Source organism: Marinomonas profundi (assembly GCF_020694005.1).
GTDB lineage: Bacteria > Pseudomonadota > Gammaproteobacteria > Pseudomonadales > Marinomonadaceae > Marinomonas > Marinomonas profundi.
In genome coordinates, this window is sequence record NZ_CP073013.1 from 2,938,443 (window position 1) to 2,960,230 (window position 21,788).

16 protein-coding genes are annotated in these 21,788 nt (G+C 46.6%); 4 read left to right on the top strand and 12 right to left on the bottom strand.

Features of this window, described 5'->3' with window-relative positions; genetic code table 11:
* Window positions 1-200: 200 nt before the first annotated feature.
* From glgX to J8N69_RS13695, 4 genes are all read right to left on the bottom strand, one after another.
* On the bottom strand, window positions 201-2,240 hold the full coding sequence (gene glgX / locus J8N69_RS13680; protein ID WP_168823245.1) for a glycogen debranching protein GlgX: 2,040 nt from the start codon (window positions 2,238-2,240) through the stop codon (window positions 201-203).
* Between the two features lie 52 nt (window positions 2,241-2,292).
* Window positions 2,293-4,488, bottom strand: a complete 2,196-nt coding sequence (gene glgB / locus J8N69_RS13685) for a 1,4-alpha-glucan branching protein GlgB (protein ID WP_168823247.1) — start codon at window positions 4,486-4,488, stop codon at window positions 2,293-2,295.
* A gap of 24 nt (window positions 4,489-4,512) precedes the next feature.
* Window positions 4,513-7,671 (bottom strand): glycoside hydrolase family 15 protein, encoded by a 3,159-nt coding sequence (locus J8N69_RS13690; protein ID WP_168823249.1) that lies wholly within the window; start codon window positions 7,669-7,671, stop codon window positions 4,513-4,515.
* A 226-nt stretch (window positions 7,672-7,897) separates the two neighbouring features.
* Window positions 7,898-9,514: a methyl-accepting chemotaxis protein gene (locus J8N69_RS13695; protein ID WP_168823251.1), complete on the bottom strand. Its 1,617-nt coding sequence runs from the start codon at window positions 9,512-9,514 to the stop codon at window positions 7,898-7,900.
* Between the two features lie 233 nt (window positions 9,515-9,747).
* Here J8N69_RS13695 and J8N69_RS13700 point away from each other — a divergent pair, with 233 nt between their 5' ends.
* Both J8N69_RS13700 and J8N69_RS13705 read left to right on the top strand, forming a co-directional pair.
* Window positions 9,748-10,107, top strand: a complete 360-nt coding sequence (locus tag J8N69_RS13700) for a YqaA family protein (protein ID WP_227803899.1) — start codon at window positions 9,748-9,750, stop codon at window positions 10,105-10,107.
* A 32-nt stretch (window positions 10,108-10,139) separates the two neighbouring features.
* Complete coding sequence (locus J8N69_RS13705; RefSeq protein WP_168823255.1) at window positions 10,140-10,841, top strand: SPOR domain-containing protein; 702 nt, start codon at window positions 10,140-10,142, stop codon at window positions 10,839-10,841.
* A gap of 114 nt (window positions 10,842-10,955) precedes the next feature.
* Here J8N69_RS13705 and J8N69_RS13710 read toward each other — a convergent pair whose 3' ends face one another.
* Window positions 10,956-12,308, bottom strand: a complete 1,353-nt coding sequence (locus tag J8N69_RS13710) for a DUF945 family protein (RefSeq protein ID WP_168823257.1) — start codon at window positions 12,306-12,308, stop codon at window positions 10,956-10,958.
* Between the two features lie 164 nt (window positions 12,309-12,472).
* Between J8N69_RS13710 and J8N69_RS13715 the strand changes: the two genes are divergently transcribed.
* A complete protein-coding gene (locus J8N69_RS13715; RefSeq protein WP_168823259.1) occupies window positions 12,473-13,153 on the top strand; it encodes a hypothetical protein in 681 nt (226 codons plus the stop codon).
* A gap of 20 nt (window positions 13,154-13,173) precedes the next feature.
* Here J8N69_RS13715 and J8N69_RS13720 read toward each other — a convergent pair whose 3' ends face one another.
* The 6 genes from J8N69_RS13720 to argC all read right to left on the bottom strand — a co-directional run bounded on the left by J8N69_RS13720 (window position 13,174) and on the right by argC (window position 20,342).
* Entirely contained in the window at window positions 13,174-13,971 is a 798-nt protein-coding gene (locus J8N69_RS13720) for a transglutaminase domain-containing protein (RefSeq protein ID WP_168823261.1), read from the bottom strand.
* A gap of 177 nt (window positions 13,972-14,148) precedes the next feature.
* A complete protein-coding gene (locus J8N69_RS13725) occupies window positions 14,149-15,753 on the bottom strand; it encodes an NAD(P)/FAD-dependent oxidoreductase (RefSeq protein ID WP_168823263.1) in 1,605 nt (534 codons plus the stop codon).
* Between the two features lie 157 nt (window positions 15,754-15,910).
* A complete protein-coding gene (locus tag J8N69_RS13730) occupies window positions 15,911-17,365 on the bottom strand; it encodes an SLC13 family permease (RefSeq protein WP_227803900.1) in 1,455 nt (484 codons plus the stop codon).
* Window positions 17,366-17,566: 201 nt separating this feature from the next.
* A complete protein-coding gene (locus tag J8N69_RS13735; RefSeq protein WP_211084881.1) occupies window positions 17,567-18,193 on the bottom strand; it encodes a DUF4276 family protein in 627 nt (208 codons plus the stop codon).
* Complete coding sequence (locus J8N69_RS13740; protein ID WP_168823265.1) at window positions 18,190-19,353, bottom strand: AAA family ATPase; 1,164 nt, start codon at window positions 19,351-19,353, stop codon at window positions 18,190-18,192. The genes J8N69_RS13735 and J8N69_RS13740 overlap by 4 nt, the downstream gene beginning before the upstream one ends.
* Window positions 19,354-19,403: 50 nt before the next feature.
* Window positions 19,404-20,342 (bottom strand): N-acetyl-gamma-glutamyl-phosphate reductase, encoded by a 939-nt coding sequence (gene argC / locus J8N69_RS13745; RefSeq protein WP_168823267.1) that lies wholly within the window; start codon window positions 20,340-20,342, stop codon window positions 19,404-19,406.
* Between the two features lie 283 nt (window positions 20,343-20,625).
* On the opposite strand from argC, the gene J8N69_RS13750 reads away from it, so the two are divergent.
* Window positions 20,626-20,994: a Fis family transcriptional regulator gene (locus J8N69_RS13750; protein ID WP_168823269.1), complete on the top strand. Its 369-nt coding sequence runs from the start codon at window positions 20,626-20,628 to the stop codon at window positions 20,992-20,994.
* A 39-nt stretch (window positions 20,995-21,033) separates the two neighbouring features.
* Here the strand turns inward: J8N69_RS13750 and hemG are convergent, their stop codons facing one another.
* The gene (gene hemG, locus J8N69_RS13755) at window positions 21,034-21,579 is read right to left on the bottom strand and encodes a menaquinone-dependent protoporphyrinogen IX dehydrogenase (protein WP_168823271.1); all 546 of its coding nucleotides are present in this window, start codon (window positions 21,577-21,579) and stop codon (window positions 21,034-21,036) included.
* Window positions 21,580-21,788 lie beyond the last annotated feature (209 nt).

Below are 21,788 nucleotides of genomic sequence, written 5' to 3' on the forward strand. Positions count from 1 at the left end.
GTGACTGTTAGACCGATACTCGACTGTAGGCCTGATAAGGGAGGCACGACCGTGATCAGGCGTTAACTCATCAAAGCACTACATAACTTTCTGTCATCTCAAATGTCGCGCCTTTAGGCCGACAAAAAAGCTTGTGACGACACATTGCGTCTTGTCGGGCTGAAGCCGCGACCTACAACACGCTTTTTTCATTTGATCCACTAGAGTTTTCCGACAAAGACGCCTCGGTAAGCACACTGCAGCTCATTGTTTATGGTCGACATTCCTGGTGTTTGATAAAGGGCTTCAATGGCTTGGTTTTCGCTCGGAAAGGGCACATTTAACAGGGTGTCGGCACTGTAGAAGACAAGCCAAAAACGGCTAGCAAGATCCGCAGAGGCGAGTGTTAGGCTAATATAATGACGCTTGTCATCGGCCCAATTTTCGATGGTCATCGGCTCGCTTTGTTCATTGAGCCAATGGATTTTATCCGCTTGTGTGTGTTGATAAAGCGCATCGTCTTCTAAACGAATTTCAGCCAATATTGGGTAGGCTTTGCGCAGCGTCATAAGAGTGGCGATTGTGTCTTGGATGGCGGTTCTGGCATGCGTTTCTTCGGCGCTTCTGTGTTGCCAGTTTTGCCAAGTGATGTCATTGTCTTGGCAATAGGCGTTGTTGTTGCCTTGCTGGGTATGAGAAAGCTCGTCACCGCCCAAAATATGTGGGGTTCCTTGGCTTAATAATAGCGTCGCCAGAAAGCAAAGCTGCTGATTGAGTCGCTGAGCCTGAATCGCCTTGTCGTCGGTTTCTCCTTCTACACCAAAGTTTTGGCTGATATTGTCACCATGACCATCGCGGTTATCTTCCATGTTGGCGAGGTTATGGCGTTGGTGATACGACACCAAATCTTTCATTGTGTAGCCGTCGTGATAAGTAATGTAATTGACGGAGTGTAGGGCGCTTTTCTGGCCTTTGTGAAAGTAATCTCTCGATCCCAGAAGCCGTGTCGCGAATTCAGGCACTAGACCTTTGTCGCCGCGCCAAAAACGCCGCACAGTGTCACGGTATTGGTCATTGCACTCTAGAAAACCTGGCGGAAATTGACCCACCTGATAACCGTTCGGACCTATGTCCCAAGGTTCCATCACTAGGCAGGTTTCGCTTAAAACAGGGTCTTGAAGAATGGCTTGTAACAAGGGCGCTTTAGGGTTGAAGTCGTGATCGGTTCGACCCAGATCGACGCCTAAGTCAAAGCGAAACCCATCGACGCCCATCACCTCTACCCAATAACGCATGCTGTCGCAAATAAGGCGGATGCTGACCGGGTTGTACGTGTCGACACAATTGCCGCAGCCAGTGTAATTTAAATATTGTCCCTCTTGATGCCGATAATATTGTGCATTGTCTAGGCCGCGATAACACACGCTGGAGTGGTCGATTTCACTTTCTGCAGTGTGGTTATACACCACGTCGAGAATGACTTCGAATCCCGCTTCCCTAAGCCCGTCTATCATCTGCTGGAACTCGACAAGCGCATCTTGTTTTGCGTAGGAGGGCTCTGGTGCAAAGAAACTGATCGGGTTGTAACCCCAATAATTGGTCAGCTCTAATTGCTGTAAATGCCGTTCGGTCATAAAGCTAAAGCAAGGCATTAGCTGAATGGTGGTGATATTAAGGCGTTTTAAATGCTCTATGCCGACAGCAGAAATAACGCCAAGATAGGTGCCTTTTAAGTCCTCGTCGATGGGCAAGTTTTGGCTAAAGCCTTTGACATGTAGCTCATATAAAGCACGGCTAGAGGGCGCTACTTTTATTCTGGTTGGGCGGTTAGGGTTGGCTTTCACGCTGCGCACAATGGACTTTGGCACGCAATAGGCCGAGTCGGCTGGGTGAGGTTGACCTTCTTTGGTGATCGCCGCTTGGTCTTCATGCCAGACGAGTTTCGCGCTGAGATCCTTGGCATAGGGATCAATCAGTAACTTGTTTTCGTTATACAACCATTGTTGTTCTGGTTTGCATTCGCCCTTCGCCCGTAAACCGTAATGTTGACCTTCTTTGAGGCCAAGTACTTCCATGTACCAAATGCCTCTGCGTTTATTGATAAAAGGCAGAGGCGCTTGTTCATTTCCGTTCTGATCAAACAAACATAAATACAGCTGGCTGGCGTCTTTAGCGACAACGGCGAAATTTACGCCATTATCGGTCACCGTGGCGCCCAGAGGGAAAGGGGAGCCATTGGCGGTTTGCTGCACTTGATTCATTAATACCTCTAAATATGGTTAGTGTTGCTGTATTTTGTATTGATGTTCGAGTCTAAGGTTCGCCTAACCATTTTAATAACACACCAGCCAGTGGTGGTATTTGTAGCTCGATACTTTGCTCTCTACCATGACTTACAACGGCTTGAGTATTGTATTGCTTGGCCTTGGTATAGCCGCTGCCAGTGTAGCTCGTCTCATCCGTGTCCATAATGACATGATAGCGACCTGCTTTTGGCACACCAATATGGTAGTTAGCATGGGGTGTTGGCGTAAAATTGATCACCGCGACAGTGTGTTCGTCACTGTCTTTGGCTTTACGTGCAAAGGCTAAAATGCTGTTAGCGTTGTCGTCGTAACTAATCCATTCGAAGCCCAGATGGGAATGATCAAAGTGTAAGCTTGACTCGTTTTGATAGAGATGATTTAGGTCTTTTGACAGTGTCTGTTGGGCCTTGTGATAATCGGTTTCCAATAGGTGCCAATCTAAGGAGCGCTCGTGACTCCATTCTTGACCCTGTGCAAATTCATTGCCCATAAAGTTGAGCTTTTTGCCCGGGTGGAAATACATGTAAGCGGAAAACGCCCGCAAATTGGCGAATTTTTGCCACGCATCGCCCGGCATTTTGGTGATCATGGAGCCTTTGCCATGGACCACTTCATCGTGAGAAATCGGCAGTACAAATTGTTCGTCAAAGGCATAAACCATGCTGAAACTGAGTTCGCCCTGATGATGCTGGCGGTAAATAGGGTCTTTTTTTATGTAATCAAGCGAGTCGTTCATCCAGCCCATATTCCATTTAAAACCAAATCCTAAACCGTTCATGTAAGTCGGTTTAGACACACCAGGGAACGCCGTGGACTCTTCTGCCACGGTGAAGCAACGAGGATGATTCAAATACACGGTTTCGTTTAAACGGCGCAAGAAATCAATCGCTTCGTAATTATGATTGCCGCCGTCTTTGTTGGGAATCCATTCGCCGTCTTCACGGGAATAATCCAGATACAGCATCGAGGCCACGGCATCAACACGTAATCCATCAATATGGAATTCTTCTAACCAATAAACTGCGTTACTGATTAAGTAATTCACCACATGCTCTTTGCCAAAATCGTAGATCACGGAATTCCATTCGGGATGCCAGCCTTTTTTAGGATCGGGGTACTCGTATTGCTTGGAGCCATCAAAGTTCGCCAAACCATGGCTGTCGGCTGGGAAATGCGCAGGAACCCAATCCATAATCACGCCAATGTTGGCTTGATGGAGCGCATCGACAAGGGTTTTGAATTCTTCTGGCGTGCCAAATCGTGAGGTTACTGCATATAAACCGACGGGCTGATAGCCCCAAGAGCCATCAAATGGGTATTCGGTAACGGGCAATAATTCAACGTGGGTGTAGCCCATTTCTACTGCATAGGGAACCAGCTGGTCTTTGATTTCCAGATACGTGAGCGGCTGATTATCGGCCTTACGACGCCATGAACCTAGGTGAAGCTCATAAATGCTCATGGGTTGTTCGTAGAGATCTTCGAGCGGGCGCTTAACCCAAGCATCGTCTTGCCACTGGTGCTTGTTATCAAAGCAGGTCACGCTGGCAAATGAGGGGAATTGTTCAATGCGTTGTGCGTAAGGGTCGCTGCGATGGGGCAGAATTTCCCCGGCGTTGGAGCGAATTTCGAATTTATAACGAGCGCCATGGTTGACGTCTGGAACGAACAGGCGCCAGATGCCATCGCCATTACTCGACATGGGATGGGTGCGGCCATCCCATGCATTGAAATCACCCACTACAGAAACAGAACGCGCGGCGGGCGCATACACCGCAAAGCGTGTGCCTTGGATGGAAAGCGAGTCATTTACCTTTGCCTTGGCTCGAATGGCGCCTTGGCTTTTGTATAAGTTAGCTTGGTGATGATCTGGGTCGACAAAAGTGGTATTGGGAAATTGATAAGGATCGACCAATGTGTGGGTGTTGTTGTCTTGGTAAGTAATCTCAAGACGATAATGAAAGCGTGGCTTGTCTTTTGCGAAGTGTGCATAAAACAAACCTTTATGAGGGGTTGGGCTCATATCCGCCAGTACGTCATCTGCATCGATTGCCAGTACTCGCACGGCGCTGGCGCCTGGCTGCCAAACGACTAAAGATAAACCATCTTTAGTGGCGGATTCTTGTAGACCTAGGCAACCAAATGGATCGGAACAGCAGGTGTTCAGAACATCGTTAATGAGGGCGTTTTTTATTAAATCCATTCACTTCTCCAATAAGAGTGAGAGTTAACTCAATGAGTGTTTGTGCTGATGGCTGTGCAACTTGCTGACGGCCCAGCGCAAAGATTGATTTACTTTATTGGGCGTTCTTTGTGCAAACTCATCTAAGGCTATATTCGCCCAGTCGTCTTCTGGATGTTCTGCTTGGTGTTGTTTAGCATGGTCTAATGCGGCTTGAGACACAAGTACTGGCAAATTGATTTCTTGATCAAATTTGCAATTTTTGTGCTGCTGGCAAAATTGTATAAAAGCGTATAAACCTTCAAAAATAAGGCTTTTATACCAACTCGGGTGGATGTCTGAGGTTAAGCTTTCGATCAACAAAGCGAAGGTGTCTTCGCCGGGCGTCATCGAGCTCAGTGCACGTTTGCAGTCCAGTGCGGTATTACTTTGTAAGTCACCAAATACAATGGTGTTTGCATGGCTTAGGCTTTCCCAGAGTTGCAATAGCATGGATTCTGGTAGCTTGGTGATCATACCCTGCTCAGTGCGCCAGTCGAACCAGTCAACATCTTTTATCTTACTGTCTGCGTCTGTGGTGTGGTGATAGCGCATATTGCTAGCAACGTGGGCAAACTCATCGTGTTTTTGCTGTAATACTTGTTTGAACGCTTCGTAAAGTTGGCTTGGGGATACCTTTGACAAGGTATCGAAGATAGGCGCGCTTTCTTCCGGGTCAAATTGGCGAGCACACAACAAGGCTAGGCTGTGAATGCGAATGGTGCGAACCCCAGCAAAGAATTCAGGGTGCACCTTGATGAGCGTGCCTGCAATGGCGATCAGCTCATGGCTGATAACCAAACCAATAGGGGACGATGACACGCTTTTTAGCGTATCTAGAATGACTTCTTGATGCAGCGGCGCATTAATATCGACTTCGGTTTCGGGTGTTTCTCCGATGACCAGTAAACGCTGACGCACTGTAATGTCGGCAATATAGGTGGCAAGGTCGGTGGATGGTTTGAGTAGCAAGGAATACAACTGGCGGGCACAACGCCAATTTTCAGACAATAATGTCTGCAAGTACACACTATTAAGTACCTTATACGCGGTGGTCGCTGGTGTGACGTTAGGCACGGTGTTCATTAAGGCTCGACGTGCGCCTAGTTCCACTAAGTAGGCAATGGCATCGCTTAGGGTGGGTTTTTGATTCAATAAACTGAGCAAGGTTTCTGTATCGGTTTCTTGTATTGATTCGGTGATCGAGTCAGCCATTGAACCCGCTTTCGAATCGGTATGGTTGTGGTGTTTGCTAGACAAGGGCCAAGGCGCATCATGAACCGGCAGTTTGGCGCCAAGTTGCGAGTAATGAGGCGTGGTTATCATAATGGCGCGTCGATTGCCTGATTTGAAGGCATTTTTTGCGGACTGAGGCACCACTCTGAATTCTTCCAGCTCGCGTTTTTGTAATAAGCGAATGAACTCAAATAATTCACCGCTGCCTTCCATTTCCGTAATGGCTTCATCAATAAGCAGAGTAAACACCGCATTGGTTTGATAATACCAATGTTCTGCGATGGTTTTTAATTCATTGCGAATGTGTGCCTGGAATAGCGCTGGATCGATTTTACGATAGTCTTTGCTCTCATTCTGAATCCAGGATAAACATAAGTAGCTTTCGTTATTAATACTAAAGGCTTGAGAGGTTGCCAAACTATTAAGCGCTCGGTTAGGACGCCCCGTTAAGCCCAAGGCGTCAGAAGCCCCGAGGTGCTGGTAGGTTTCGACCAGTTGCTCAGCGCTGATGGCTTTTAATGGGGCAATGTCTTCAAGCGTTTGGCATAAGCAGCCTGCTTGAGAGAGCCGTTGCATCACCTTGTCGTTTTGCGCCAAGATAACCATAGATGTGGTGACTTTATTGGGACGGTGTTGACTACGGTGCAGGCCAAGTGGGTCAAGATCATCGGTTTTAATCAGTTCTTCGTCGAGCATCTTGCCAACCAAATAAAGACTTTGTGCCCATACTAGAGGAAGGTTGTCATTGGGAAGACGCTTTTGGGATCCGGGGTTTTCTTTTTCCGCTAGAATACTTTCCTGAGGGACATAATACAGCTCAGGCAGCAGCATTTGACCGTCTTTTTCGACCATTAGAGACTCTAATTTGTGTCGATAAAAGTTGGCGCTTTCCCAGTCACGGGCAAATAAACGGTCAATATAAAGATAAGTGAAAAACAATGGCCATTCTGATTCTATGTGCTCAAAATTAATTAATTCATCGTATTCATAGTAGATTCGAGTTTGGTCCTCTAACTCGGACTGATGGCCGTCGAGCAAAAAGCGTTTGCAGCCATATTCGCCGCCGAGCTTATTGATGATTTCTTGGCGGGTGCGCCGTGTTAGCTTCTCATCGTTGACGGCAAATGCGGGAAAGCCAATGATGCTTAAAATAGCACTATCGACTTCTTTTGAACGTGACTCTTTGGGCAATAAAGATTGCAAGACTGAGCCGGCTCTAGCCACGGCATCGGCAAACGAATGCACGACCGCCCATTCTGGCCCGTCCTCGCCAAATAGGTTAAGTCCATCCATGGCTTCCATGGCGGCTTTTGCCATGCCAACGGAACTTGCATTGATTTCTGCTCGGCCATTATTGACCTTATTACCGCGTTCCCAAATGCCGTAATCCGGTGTGCGATAAGTACGAGAGATATAATAGATAAGGTTCTGGATGAAATTGAATTCATCGCGGGAAAAGATCAGCTTGCTGCCGGCTTTGGTCATTTGCGCCATCATCAGCAAATAGAAACTGGTGGCGTCTATTTGTAAGTGTCCCCACGCATCGTCAGCGACGGCTTCTAGGCCCGTTTTGGTGTCGTATTTTGCGTGCAGGGCGTCTTTCGGGTCTAGGCTGTGTTTGAAGGCTTCCACTTTGTGGGATTGTCGCATCATGGCAAAAAGTAGGCCACGCATCATTTTTATGCAGGAAAACTCCAGTTCATTGGCGCGCTTATGTGGGTTTGACGCGCGTTTATAGGCTAGGTACAACGCCCACACGGCTTGAATGCTGTACACATTATCGCGTACCCAGGCGTCGGTATAATTGCCATGGTTGTTAATGCTTGTGCTGGCTGGAAAAAGCCCAGTAACGGGGTGTTGACGAGATAAAATAACCGCTTGGATGTGTTGGTAAAGAGAATCTAGCTTATCCTGAGTGTCAGATGCCATGTTTGATCCTTTGTGTTCGGGATGTGTTTTTTACGTTTCACGATGGGCGTGAATTAAGTGTAAAACTACTATACCCAAACATAATGGGACTCACCAAGAAGTTAAAGCGGTTAGGGTTCTTCTTTTCCACTTAATTTTTAAAATCCCATCGCCACGCACAAAATAGGAGCATGCGTTGTGGTTTAGAGACAGGATAAAGCCGTCTTGGGGGCGAAATAAGGTCGTTTTAGGTGCTGAATTGATGTACCCGCTGGCGTAGTTGACTGGCGCAGTCTTGTAAGTTGTTGACTGAGGTTTGGATGTCGGTGGAGTTATGCTTGGTTGCTTCGCAGATGTTGGCAATGCTGGCTAAGGTTTGATGCACGGTTTGAGAGGATTCGTATTGGTGGTCTGCTGCTTGGCTAATAGCGCTGTTTAATTTAGAAATAGACAAAACGCCATTGGCGATTTTAGTAAACGCTTGGCCTGCTTGTGAGGTTTGCTCGGCCCCTTGGTTGGCGGTATTTCTGGCGGATTCCATCACCTCCACCGCGACCAGTGTTTGTTGCGTCAATTGGTCAATTAGCCCTCCAATTTCTGTGGCGGCGAGTTGCGAGCGTTGGGCTAGGTGGCGAACTTCGTCTGCCACCACGGCAAATCCTCGTCCTTGTTCACCCGCGCGAGCGGCTTCAATGGCGGCATTGAGTGCCAGTAGATTGGTTTGGTCGGCGACTTCTGCAATGATGCCTAAGCGTTCATTAATATGACTGACGTCTTTGCGCAATGTTTGGATTTGTTGCGCTGCGCCGCCGACTTCAATAGAAAGCTGCTGAATGTCTTGATTGGCTTTGTTCATCACGCCCAGACCTTGCTTGGAATGCTGGCCAAGCTCTTGGGTGGTGGTATTGGCTTGTTCGGCAATGGTAAGCGTGTCTTCCACCGAGGTCATCACGTCGTGCATGAGTTCAGTGGCCTTGCTGGTATTGGATAATTGTTCGGCGACGCCTTGGGCGGTTTTGTGGGTGGATTGATTGGTCTGGCTCACAATGTTGTCTAGGGTTTCGCTGGAGTGGCTAACATTGCGAACAATGGATTGGAAATCGTTCATCATGTCGTTAAAAGCGCGTGCCATTTCGCCCATTTCATCGCCGCCGGTAAATTCAACCCGTTGTGTTAAATCCCCTGAATGCTGAACCGATGTCATGGTTTGGCATAATGAGGTCACTCGACTGGTGACCAAATGGATAATATAGAGCGCGGTGCCGCCAACGAATAAGGTCAGTACTCCGACGAGAATAACGTACTCTATTAACGCCTGTAGAAAGAAGTCGATAACGGCATCCATTGAGGCGGTGGCGATAATAGTGATAGTCCAAGGCGCGAAATCCGAGGCACTGGCGATCATGCGATGGGTCGTGCCTGTTATGTCTGAGTAGTCAAATTCAAGCGCTTGATAGGGGGCGGTTGTGTGCTTGTTTTTAGCGTCTTTTAACGCCTTTATTAAGGCGGTTGGGGTCCGAGATTCTTGGGACAGGGAAGGGGCGTTGAGCAAGGTGTATTTATTGCTATCGACTATCCACAGGCGTTGTTGATCGCCATAATGGAGTTCAGATAAGCGTTGAATCGCATGCTGTTTGGCTTGCTCACTAGTAAGCTCCCCTGTATTTTGTTGTTGATAGATGGGAGATAAGGTCGCGTTTACTATGTCCAGTATGTCTTGGGTGCGGTCTTTTCTTGCGTCCATATGGCTATTGAATAAGGAGCTTAGCGAGACAAGAATAAGCGCTGCCGTTCCCATCGACATTAAGCCGATGATTGCCCACAATTTATAACGGATTTTTATATCATTAATACGCGCCAGCATGTCGTCTCCATGTCAAAGGCAATGCAACGTTTCAAAGGTGACACCATGTAGATTAAGGCTAAATGTTTTCTCATGGGTTGCCCAGCGCAAAAGCTTGCGCTAGATCATGGTTTTGGTAACTTCATCTTCTCTTGCTGATAAAATATGGGTGGTAGTGTCGTTTGGGGTATGTGGTTGTTTTCTTTACATCGTTTTTGGCCGCGACGGTTCTCCCCTTAGGGTCGGAGGGGGTATTGCTTTATTATGCCAGTGATACGGCAAATTCGTGGTTGCTTTTGTGGGGATTGGCCAGCGTAGGAAATACCTTAGGGGCGTTGACTAATTGGCTACTGGGTGGTTTTTTGTTGCGTTATGAAAGCCATAAATGGTTTCCTGTCAGTGCGGATCATCGTCAAAAAGCGGAGCGTGTGTTTAATCGTTATGGGGTGTGGAGTTTATTACTGACCTGGTTGCCTGTTGTGGGTGATGGTATTGCGTTAGTATCTGGGGTCTTACGAACGTCGATTTGGTACTTTTTGCCCTTGGTGTTCATTGGCAAAGCCGCGCGTTATGCTCTGGTTTTATGGGGGCATTATTGGTTATTTGTGAATTGAAAAATACTATTTTTTGAATGGAGAAGGAAGTAATGGGAATATCCAAAAAACTGATTATTGTGATGGCAGCGTTGTCATTGGGCGCTTGTTCTTCTATGAGCGAAAAAAACACCTTTATGACCTATGACGACTTGCAAGAGAAAGTGCGTATTCATGAAGAGCAGTGGCAAGCCATCCAGCCAAAATTAGACAGAATTGATGCATTAGAGGCGGAAGTCGCTACCTTAAAAGGCGACCAGCCCGTAAGTTCGGCGTCAGAAGCTGAAAGCGCTGAGACGATGGGGATGGATGAAGGGATTGCGGCAGCCGATGTCGCGCCAGTTGTTACTCCTGTCCCGTTATTGATAGAGAGTGATGAGGCGAATCTTACGGCCGCTGAAATGACGACACAGCCAGCAATGACTGGGTCTGCAATGACAGAGTCAGCGCCAGAGAGCGAGCCGGTGGTAAAAGCACCACCGCAAAGCAAATTTGGGGTGCAAGTCGCGTCTTACGGCAATCGTGATGAAGCGATTCGCGGTTGGCAAGTGTTAGAAAAGGCCCATCCAACGTCTTTTCAAGGGTTGCAACCGTTAGTGAATCAAAAAGAAGTGAATGGCCGAACCATGTATCAATTAAAAGTAGGCCCTTTTATTGATAAGTCCTTCAGCTCAGATTTTTGTAAAATGCTCAAGGAAAAGGGCAAAGACTGTTTGTTGACTCAATATAATGGCGAGACGTTCGTTCGTCGTTGAGTACGTCAGCAAGTCAGTCTCAGAGATAAGCAATAGACCGCAATAAAAAAGCGTACTTTGATGGCATTCAAAGTACGCTTTTTGCGTTTTTGGGCGGCGTTTTTAGCCTTGGGTTTACATCAAGGGAAACGTCATGTTGTTAATGCTACCTTGGCCATTTTGTATATTGATGACCGTATTGTAACGGCCATTGTCTAATCTGATCAGCCCTTGTTGAAGCAGGTTGTTGATAATGATTCGAGCTTGCTGTTTTATTTCTGGTGCGTTTCGTGGTGCGCGCATTTGATAAGCGATAAACCGTTCGGCGACGCTTGTTAGTAAGACCTCATCGACTTCAATGTTTGCTGTCACCAGTGTGTGGTACAGCCAAAACTCCGCCATGGCAAGTTCCTCAACTGAGGCGTCGCCAATATCGCCTAAGGTGCTTGTTAGACTTGCTTCAAAGCGCCCTTCAGGAAAAGTGCCACTCAAATCGGTGATGTTAAATTCGGGTTTTGCTGCCAGCAATGTGTCGATATTATCTTGCAAAAACACAAACAAGGATTGGTAGGCCGCATGCGCCGCATTGTGGTTCGTTAATGCCTGATCAGAGAAGGCTTTATACTCAAGAAAGAAGGCATTACTGAGCTTATTTAGTTCGGTCACTAACATAAGATCGTTGGCTTTCATGTCTCCAGATAGAAACTCTTTTAGTAAATACGCTATTTCGATGCGGCCCAATTGTGTTGTTGGGTCTAAATTAGACGACATTTTTATAGCTAAACCAGACAGCATGGTATTGGTGTCGATACTGAGTTTATTGAGGCTTAAATTTGTTGTGCTGTCATAAAAGCCTCCTTTTGTTATGTCCTTTAATCCTGAGTCTATCTTCATTTCTAAGGCAAAGTCTTCTGCGTTAATAGACGTATAATCGCCCATTATCTCCATTTTCTTTAATGCCCCTTGGTAGGTGAAGCTGTCGGATGTTAGCGCGCCTGTGCCAGTGTAACCACTGAATTGAAAGGTATTATCCAGATTGCTTAGCATGGGAACCGTGTCCGCGAGTTTAATATTTCCGCTGATACCACCCAGCACAGAAAGCAAGTACAGTGGCTGGTCTTCATCCCAGTTAAACAGGGTGCGTTGCTGGCTGCCTTCGAGTCGAATATCCGTTTCATAGGCGCCCAATAGACCTTGGCCAGACAGTAGTAGAGGCCCATAATGAGTGTCTATCGTGAGTTCAATTTGCACCTTGTCTTCGGATAGGGAGGCATCTATCTGAGCCATATCCAAAGACAGTATCACCTTGTTCTCAGAGCCGAACCAAGCGAAATCTGTCGAGATGATTTGGGCCGAGTAGCCTGGTGTTTTATCGATAATATCAATCAGTTCAACGACTTTTTCTTGATGCTTTGGGGCAATAAATTTGGGCAGAAGTAAGCAAGCAGAAACAAGTATGAAAGCAAATAGAATAAGCGCTTTTTTCACTGGAATTTCCTTTTCGGGATTTTTTTGTTAAATGAGTGTTTATTGGGTAGATTAAGCCGCGTGAATGGTACAGATTAATAGCGGATAAATAAAGAATGGCACACGGCGTCTAATCGCCATTCTCTTTTTTGCAATTACAATAGGTTATAAAAGGGTATCAGCAGATGATTTTTGAAGAATACGAAAATACCATTAAAGCATTTCACCATGAGGCGTCATTATCGTTAACCGAGACTTTTGACGCTGTGTGTGAGGCTCAAGACAGGTTAATCGCCGGGATGGTTGAGCAGGGTGCGACTGTTGCGGGGTGGAAAATTGTCGATAAAGACGGCGTGATTATTCTTTCTCCCATTTTTGATTTTCAACTGTTTGGCAATGCGGGTGAAACGGTTCCCTCGTCCGCTATTCGTGGCACTGAGCTAGAAGTGTGCTTTCAGTTATTTGTACCCAGTGACCAAGAGGAAGTGAATAAACGGGTCGACGAATGGCTTCCTTTTGCCGCGGTCGAATTGATTCGTCCGGCAATCCACCTGACCAATCACTCAGCGTGTGATTTTTATTTTAACTACGGTGTTTTTGTCTCTCAAAAGCCTGTCGCTGGCGCGTTGATTTTCGAGGGTGGCAAGCAAGGCTATAGATTCTCTGCTGAGTTGGATGCGCTTATGGCGGTGAAAAAAGACATAGTGAAGCAGGGTGTTCTTCAGTGTATTGATCGCGGTTACGCGAATAAAGATTACTTTTTCATCACGGGAACATTAAATGGCTTGGTGCCTGCAATTGAGTCTTTAGGCGAAAACCGCGTCATCAATCAAGGTGAAACCGTCATTCAATTTGACCTAGCGTGAGTGGCTAAAATCTAGACACATCATCGCGTTGGCCCTTGGGTTTCTTGGACTTTAACCTCAAGATTGAGCAGTTCTACGGGTGGGCCAAATTGGGTGTAGATCGCCACATCAGCGGCATCTCGCCCAAAGGCAATCGCCACACGACCGCCTTGTAAATTGGCTTGTGTCGGGTCAAATGTATACCAACGATTGCCCACATAGGCTTCAAACCAAGCGTGTAAATCCATTGGCTCTAAGCCTTCAAGATAACCAACCACCATGCGCGCCGGTATGGCAAGGGCTCGACAACAAGCAATGCCCAAATGCGCCATATCTCGACAAACGCCTCGACCTAATGTGTTTAACTCTGACGCGCTTATGTTCTGTTCGCCTTGTCCCGGTGTGTACTGAATATGTTGACGAATATAATCGACAATGGCACTGCATTGGTCATAGCCAGGCGTTAAACCGGACACAATGGAGGACGCCATGTCGGTAAAATGGTCTGAGTCGCAATAGCGGCTTGGGTGCAAAAAAGGCAGCGTGTCGTCTGGTAATTGTTGAATGTCTACGAAGGGCGCGCCCGGTGCTGAATCCGAGGCATCGGCGGTTTCGATAACAACGGAAATACGAATAGAAAAACGTCCAACGGGAGCCACTAAACGCTGACATAAGTTACCGAACGAATCGGTAAATTCTACGGCTGGCACACTGGGTGACAGCACATACTCTTCCCGTGCGATCCATTGTTGCATGCCGCTACGAGGTCGCAGCATGAGTAAAAAAGGCGACGGTGTTTCAATATTAAACTCAAGAGTACTGGATGCTTCTAGCCACATAAAATCACTCCCGAATTGACGATGGATTAGCTTACGGTGGCTGCTATTAAGTGCAATCAGCCACCAGCAAGAGGTTAGGCTAATTGAGTTTGAAAGTAAAAGGGCCGCTGAGGCAGTGGCCCTATTTGAAGCATTTTTTTGAGGTGTTTATACTGGTGACTAAGGTTAGCTAAGAGGCTATTTCGTATTGATGCTTAACGCCATGGCTTCGGCAATTTTGATGCCGTCGATGGCCGCTGACATGATGCCACCCGCGTAACCTGCACCTTCACCCGCTGGATACAAGCCTTTGGTATTGATGCTTTCGAGGCTTTCTTTATCACGTGTGATGTTGATTGGCGCCGAGGTGCGTGTTTCGACTCCCGTTAATAAGGCGTCGTCGAAGGCAAAGCCTTTGATTTTCTTATTAAAGGCAGGAATGGCCTCGCGGATCGCTTCGATACAAAAATCGGGTAAGGCATCCGCTAGGTTGGTGAGTTTAATGCCGGGTTTGAAAGACGGCTCCACCGTGCCGAGCTTTGCTGGTGTTTCGTTTCTTAAAAACGCCCCAACGGTTTGCGCCGGTGCATCGTAGTTGCTGCCACCCAATTCATAAGCCAAGCTTTCTAATTTGCGTTGAAACTCAATGCCCGCCAGTGGCCCACCGGGATAATCGGTAGGATCGATCCCCACCACAATGGCGCTGTTGGCATTACGCTCGTTACGAGAATATTGGCTCATACCATTGGTGACCACACGATGTTCTTCCGATGTAGCGGCCACCACGGTGCCGCCTGGGCACATGCAGAAGCTGTAAACGGAACGGCCATTTTTACAATGGTGAACCAGCTTATAATCCGCTGCGCCAAGAATCTCGTTGCCCGCGTTCGGGCCAAAGCGCGCTTTATCGATGGCAGATTGCTCGTGCTCAATGCGAAAGCCCACCGAGAAAGGCTTGGCTTCAATATAAACGCCTTTGCCATGCAGCATTTCAAAGGTGTCACGGGCACTGTGACCAATGGCGAAGGCAATGTGTTTGGAATGCAGTTGCTCGCCATCGGCAAGGGTAACGCCGGTGACTTGACCGTCTTCAATATGCAAATCATCGACGCGGCAGCTGAAACGAATCTCGCCGCCTAGCTCAATTATTTGCGCGCGCATTTTTTCGACCATGGCCACCAGTTTGAAAGTACCGATATGCGGCTTGCTGACGTAAAGAATTTCGTCTGGCGCGCCAGCGGCAACAAATTCATTAAGCACTTTTCGACTGTATTGCTTTGGGTCTTTTACTTGGCTGTAAAGTTTACCGTCAGAGAAGGTTCCCGCGCCGCCTTCGCCAAATTGTACGTTGGATTCGGTATTAAGGACTTTCTTACGCCAAAAGCCAAAGGTATCTTTGGTACGTTCGCGCACCTCTTTTCCGCGTTCAAGCACAATGGGCTTATAACCCATTTGTGCCAATACCAAGGCGGCTAATAAACCGCAAGGACCAAAACCAATCACGATAGGACGTTCAGTCAAGGTTACCGGTGCTTGGGCAACGGGGTGGTAGTGTAAGTCCGGTGTGACCTTAATTTGTTGATGATCGGCAAACTGGCTTAATAGCGCGTCGTTACAAGTGGTTTCGACATCTAGGGTGTAGATGAGAACAATATTGGTTTTCTTGCGTGCATCGTAACCGCGACGAAACAGGTTAAAGCGAACAAGTTGCTCAGCGCTAATGTCAAGCAAGGATAAAATCGCATTTTCTAGTGCGCTGGCGTCGTGATCAAGAGGAAGCTGGATATTGGAAAGTCGTATCATAGGAATCAATAGTTAGAATGCTGGGTCAATGGCTAATGGCCGAGATTATACGGTATCTTGGTGACAAAAGCTGTTATCAAATCGAGTCCGATGGACATCTATCTTTATGCCCAAGAGCCGCGATGGATGCCGTCGCTTTCACTGTCTTATCGTCATGTTAAAACATACCGAGCATATACCACCAAAGAAAATTCAGCGGCAGTAACACCACACTGGTGAGCACAAAAGTGGCCAGACAAACCTTGGTGACCGCGCTAATGGACAGATTACCCAGCGCAATGGCCGTGATCAGTGGCGGCGCTTGATAGGGCAATAAAACGTTCGAAAAAGCCAACACTTGCGTCATCAGTACCGCATGGTTGGATAGGCCTGTTATGTTAGCTAAATGCTCCGCCATTGGCGTCATGATGGCAGGAACGCCAGCCAAGTTGGTGACCACCGCCATACAGGTGGAAATAAAGGTCAGCAAACTTAAATTCAGCAAAGGGGCGTTGGCTGAAAACGGAATAGTATCGGTTAAATAATTAACCAATATGTTTCCCAAGCCAGAATAAGCAATGATGGCGCTTAAGCCAATAATGCCTGCTGAAAAGAGCAGAGTGCCGTATTGAATGTCTTTGTCGATGCTGTTTTTTCCGGTTAACCCCAGACTGGGCAATAAACACACTAGAGCCGCAATGAGCCCCACCCAGCCGGCCGAAATATGATGCAGCGAGTCTGTAAACCAAAACGCAAAACACACACACAGCACGATCAGCAAACGCGTTTCAATCTTAGTCATCGCGGATTTTTCAATCGTTGCTTGTATCGCTTGATTCGGCGCTTTGTCTGGGAAAAGCCATAAAATGACAGCAATGGTCATGGCTAATTTCCCCAATCCCAAAACAGGGAAGTGCAACAGCAGATATTCACCATAAGAAAAGGGCGCGTTGTACAGTGCTTCGGTCATACCGGATAACAGCATGTTAGGGGCGTTTGCGGGCAGGATGGAAAAAGCGGGTAAAAAGGTACCAAATGACGCCGCCAATAACATGCCCTTTCGACCATTTGAGTCGTGCTCATAACCAAAGTGATCGGCAAGAGAGACGATAATCGGAATGATGAGCACAATACGACTGACGCCAGAAGGAATTAAAAACGCCAAGCCCATTCCAAACAACGCGATCTTGATAATCGTGCCTTGATAACTGTTGCCTAGAATCAGCATCAGCAAGCGGGTGGCACGAGTATTGATGCCAGTGTGGTTAATCGCGGCACCAAACACCATGCCACTGAACAGTAGCCAAAATGTCGACGACTGGAACCCCGCAAATATCACTTGGGTGGGCGCCAACTGTGTGGCCGTTGCAAACGCAAACAAGCCCAACGCTGGCCAATAAGCCGGCACCAGAGACGTAGCCCAAAAGGCAATACAAATGAACAACAGCCCAGCCACCAAGGATTGGGGGAGCGTTAAAAACTGATAAGACACAGCGCCAATGGCAAAGGTGATTATCAGAATCAAATACAGCGGCCAGTTGGACTTGCTAGTGGTTGGTTTGGCGGTTGGTGCTTGCTGGCTTGTATTTCCGACCACAGACGATGTTTGAGGTGAGTTACTTTGATTCTTCATAAAAATTCCAATAGACAGTCAGATCACAGCATACTTAGTATGATCTTCGTCAGTGATCGCCCTTAACATGTCGTCGTTTATTTTCTTACGACCATATAAATATTCAAAGCTCCATCGTCTGCCAAGTTTAGTCATATTGGGCGTAATGGGGAGCGAAGAAATGGGTCCTTTATTTTGTTTTCTCTGTTCTTAGCTAAAGGGCTAACATTTCATCGCTTTCTTTAATTCTGTAATAAAGCGATCAGCCCAAGGAGAAGCAGCAATGACGAGATTGGGGTTGATTTCTGCCAGTAGTTTAAATGAGTGGTTACCCTTCCCATATTCGCTTTTTTTGCTTTTTAACGTCGATTTTTTGAGCATACTGTATGCCTCCGTTTTAGGCACTGACTCAATGGCTCGATCAACAGCGGGTAAAGATGCCAGGTGAAACCCTTGGCCGAAAAATTTTTCCAAGGTAACCCTATCGGCTAAAAACCAGTTTTCCATGCATTCCACCATAAAGTGGCATTGAACATCGGTCGCACCTGCGGGTTTATCCCATTCATCTCCTTGTCGCTGCTTTAAGTGTTCCCAAGGCGTCCATTTACTTGAATCTTTATCTTTCTGGTGGGCTGCTATTATCGCTGCTTCACTGTCCACCAACAGCATGGCAGGGTTGCCACTCTTAATTTCTGTACAAAAACTGTCGTATGCATCATTACGACTGCCGCAAGCAACAATACGAGGGCGCTTGCTAACACCCGCTGCCGTAACAAACTGGGTGAAGCCTTTACGACATTCGGTATTAAGTTGGTTACTGTTACCTCCACCTTCTACAAATAATTTCACCAGCGAGTCCCTCCAATGTCACCTCTTGTCCAAAGTTGGCCTAAACGGTATTTTTCTAACCAAGGCTTAAGACTCTCTGCATTCAAACGTGTTAAATGACTGCCCGACTCATTTTTTTCAGCAACTAAAACTGATTCGGGTTGATCTGTCATTGCATCAACTAATATGTCTGAGTGTGTGGTGACAATAAGCTGTGTCCGCTCTGAGGCTTCTTTTAGTAGCTCTGCAACGGTAGGAATGACATCTGGATGCAGGCCCAACTCTGGTTCTTCGATACAAATCAATGGCGGTGGATTTGGGTGACAGAGAATGGCCAGCAGACATAAATAACGCAGAGTGCCATCGGAGAGGCGCGTTGCCGGAATTGAGAGTGGCCCTTCATGTAAAAAAACCTGAACGGTTCCACCTTCCATTTGAATGTAATAATCATCTACGCCTTCATATAAAGATTGAAGCGCATTAATAATACGTTTTTTAGCCATGGGGTCACGGCCAATTTGGTTGAGTACCAAGCCAAGGTTTCTGCAATCTGGTTCTAAATAATCATTTCGCATATCCGCTTTTTGCGGCATACGTGGTGGTGTATAGCGGCCAAAGCTCCATTCACGGTAAAGGCGAATTTTTGAGAATACATCGCCCAAATAGCTCACTTCAGGATACTGGTCAGGGTCTTTACGCTGAGCAAGAATAGACGCTGAAATATCAATATCTTCATGCTTTAATGTTCGGTTTTTGCCTTTTACGTTCAGAACACCATGACCATTTTCATATTTATACAAAATATAAGGTTTATGGTGACCACTTCTCGGTTCTTCGCTTTCAATCCTTTCATCAATGATTTCAAACCGTTGCGAAACCTCTGTAAAGCTTAATAGATACCTAAGGGCTGATTGCCCTTTAGGGTGTTCAAACACGGCATTAATAGTGGCTATCGGCGGTGGCGTAATGCCTTTCCATAACCAATCACGGATACCGCCACCATCACGAATCGGTGTCAGTAGGTCTTTAGGCGCAGAGCGAATTAACTCGATAGCTTCAATTAAGTTTGACTTACCAGAACCATTTGCTCCTATCACTATATTAAGTGGCTTGAGTTCAACCATAGTTGACTCATCGCCATAACTTAAAAAGTTCGTTAGTTGTATGGACTTTAGTAACATTAACTTTTCTCCAATAGGAGTTTTCATATGGTGCTAAGACCACGGCTTTATTAGCGTAGATTTACTGCAATGTCTTCGTCAAAACCCAGCATGATGTTGAGGTTTTGTACGGCTGCACCAGAGGCGCCTTTGCCGAGGTTGTCGAGTTTTGCAACCAGTATGCCTGATTTATTGCCCGGTTCGCTGAGAACGGATAACTCTATTTGGTTGGTGTCTTCTAGGCCGTGTGGCGTTAAGAAGGGGGTGGCGTTATCGACGATCACATTAAAACCATTGACGGTGACAAAGGTGTCGTTGGCATACACTTCGGCCAGTTTAGCTTGTAGCTGTTCCATGGTGACATCGCCGTTTAGTTGAATGGGTAAGAAACTCAACATGCCTTGGCGGAAGTTACCTACGCTTGGTACAAAAATAGGGGTCTTGTCTAAGTCTGACCATTTTTTCATTTCGGCTAGGTGTTTGTGGTTGAACGCTAAGCCATAAGCACCAAAGATAGGCGTGTCGTCAGCGCTTTCGAAGCGATCAATGAGCGCGTTGCCGCCACCGCTGTAACCCGAGACCGCATTGATTGAATAGTCATAAGAGGCAGACAATAAGCCCGCTTCAATCAAGGGTTTTAAGAGTAAGATCACCCCCGTTGGGTAACAGCCAGGATTAGAAACAAACTGGGCATTTTTGATTTTATCGCGCTGCGTGACATCGAGTTCAGGCAAGCCATAAACCCAACCTTCGGCGACACGGTGAACCGAGCTGGCGTCCAAAATACGGCAGCCTTCTTGTTTCGCCAATAGAACGCTGTCTTTTGCGGCATCATCTGGTAGACAAAGCACGGTTACGTCCGCTTCTTTCATCAGGCGGCGCTTTTCTTCCACATCGCGCTTTTTAGCTGGATCAATACTAATTATTTCAATGTGTGGGTGATTCACTAGGCGATCTTTTACTTGCAGACCTGTGGTGCCTGTTTCGCCATCAATAAATACTTTTTTCACAGCGGGGTTCCTTAATAGGTGTCTTAAATCAAAGCAAAAGCAGTGTGTCTTGAGACGTTTCCTGCTTTTATCACATGTTTGGGGGCGGTTTTATCGTTAGTAAATAGTGTAATCCATCGGGAAGCGACTGAATAGTTGATAGAAACGCTTAATCTTCAAAATAGTATTTTTATCCAAGTTATGTGCTTGAGTTGGGTACGTATCTTGAGTCTGGTGGTCTGTGTTGGTTGTGACTTCTCAACAGGTTACACTTCCGTCTTGTTTAATTTAGCGATGAATCTATATGAAAAAATCCGATAAAAAAATAGAAAATGCCCTTCGAGAGGCTCTGACTAAGGTGTGTGAAACAGCACTGGCGTCTGTTAATGGGTTTGTTTGGTTAACGCATTTAGTGGATTACAATGCGTTTCCTAATTCACTCAAGATCGTTTGTGTTTTTGACACCGACGAGGCCTTGTCTAACGCTATTGACGCTAAGCAAAATGATTATTTATATGAGCTTATCAAGTGCGAATTAAATGTCGTTAACATCAAGCTTGATAAGCTTCGCCAGTCGGTGAGTTTTGATACTGAAGAAGCCTGCGAGCGTTCCCATGCGGGTAAATGGCATGAACGACTCGCGAGGCGACAAAGCAAAGTGATGCTGCATTAAACAGGGCCGTTTACGATATGTAAGACAAGAGGCTGCCGGTTAATTATCGTTGTCTAACGCCATATCACAGACCGCTTGAGCGAAGCGATTAACGCTCTGCCAGTCGGTAAACTCCACATTAGTGCTTGGGTCGGTGGGGCCTTTGGTCATCCACATGATAAAACGAATCATGTTCCGGTCGATCAAGCCGTATTGCGGATAATTTAATTTTCCAGCAAACACGCCTTGTAAACTGGGTTGCCAATCGAGTTGCGCTAAGAATTTAATAATGTATGGATTAGTATCCGGTTGACATTTTTCAGGCTTGCGAGCAACGAGGTTCACCGTATAAAACGCGCTGGGTTTGTTTTCAAGCAGTGCTTTATGGTGGGTAATAAAGTCGGCGACGACTTTTTGGTGTTTGCCATAGCGAATACTGGCGCCAATGACGACTTTGTCATGATTGGCAAGAGTCTCTGCGGTGGCGTCTTCTACCGCAACAAGGGTGACGTTGTGGCCTTGAGTTTCGATGAAAGCTTGCATTGTTAGGCTGATCTTTTTTGTGTGACCGTCTGTGGTGGAGTAAATCAATAAAGTATTAGACATGGTGATTCAGAAAAGCTGCCTCGGTTGGTTTGACTGGTAAAAATGAATAGCGAGGGGGTGTTATAAACACTCAAGCGCTGGCTGTAAAGAGCACGGTCTTTTATTGAGTGGTTTTTTATTGCATGGTTTTTTATCGAATGACAGTCGGATGAGTGGCAATAAAAAAGCGGCGCATAATGAATGGCCGCTTTCTGTTTTGCAAATCGTTA

What these genes read in the sequence shown, in the direction of transcription:
- glgX (WP_168823245.1), bottom strand. Translation starts at nt 2,240, where the DNA reads ATGAATCAAGTGCAGCAAACCGCCAATGGCTCCCCTTTCCCTCTGGGC.
- glgB (WP_168823247.1), bottom strand. Translation starts at nt 4,488, where the DNA reads ATGGATTTAATAAAAAACGCCCTCATTAACGATGTTCTGAACACCTGC.
- J8N69_RS13690 (WP_168823249.1), bottom strand. Translation starts at nt 7,671, where the DNA reads ATGGCATCTGACACTCAGGATAAGCTAGATTCTCTTTACCAACACATC.
- J8N69_RS13695 (WP_168823251.1), bottom strand. Translation starts at nt 9,514, where the DNA reads ATGCTGGCGCGTATTAATGATATAAAAATCCGTTATAAATTGTGGGCA.
- J8N69_RS13705 (WP_168823255.1), top strand. Translation starts at nt 10,140, where the DNA reads ATGGGAATATCCAAAAAACTGATTATTGTGATGGCAGCGTTGTCATTG.
- J8N69_RS13715 (WP_168823259.1), top strand. Translation starts at nt 12,473, where the DNA reads ATGATTTTTGAAGAATACGAAAATACCATTAAAGCATTTCACCATGAG.
- J8N69_RS13720 (WP_168823261.1), bottom strand. Translation starts at nt 13,971, where the DNA reads ATGTGGCTAGAAGCATCCAGTACTCTTGAGTTTAATATTGAAACACCG.
- J8N69_RS13725 (WP_168823263.1), bottom strand. Translation starts at nt 15,753, where the DNA reads ATGATACGACTTTCCAATATCCAGCTTCCTCTTGATCACGACGCCAGC.
- J8N69_RS13730 (WP_227803900.1), bottom strand. Translation starts at nt 17,365, where the DNA reads ATGAAGAATCAAAGTAACTCACCTCAAACATCGTCTGTGGTCGGAAAT.
- J8N69_RS13740 (WP_168823265.1), bottom strand. Translation starts at nt 19,353, where the DNA reads ATGTTACTAAAGTCCATACAACTAACGAACTTTTTAAGTTATGGCGAT.
- J8N69_RS13750 (WP_168823269.1), top strand. Translation starts at nt 20,626, where the DNA reads ATGAAAAAATCCGATAAAAAAATAGAAAATGCCCTTCGAGAGGCTCTG.
- hemG (WP_168823271.1), bottom strand. Translation starts at nt 21,579, where the DNA reads ATGTCTAATACTTTATTGATTTACTCCACCACAGACGGTCACACAAAA.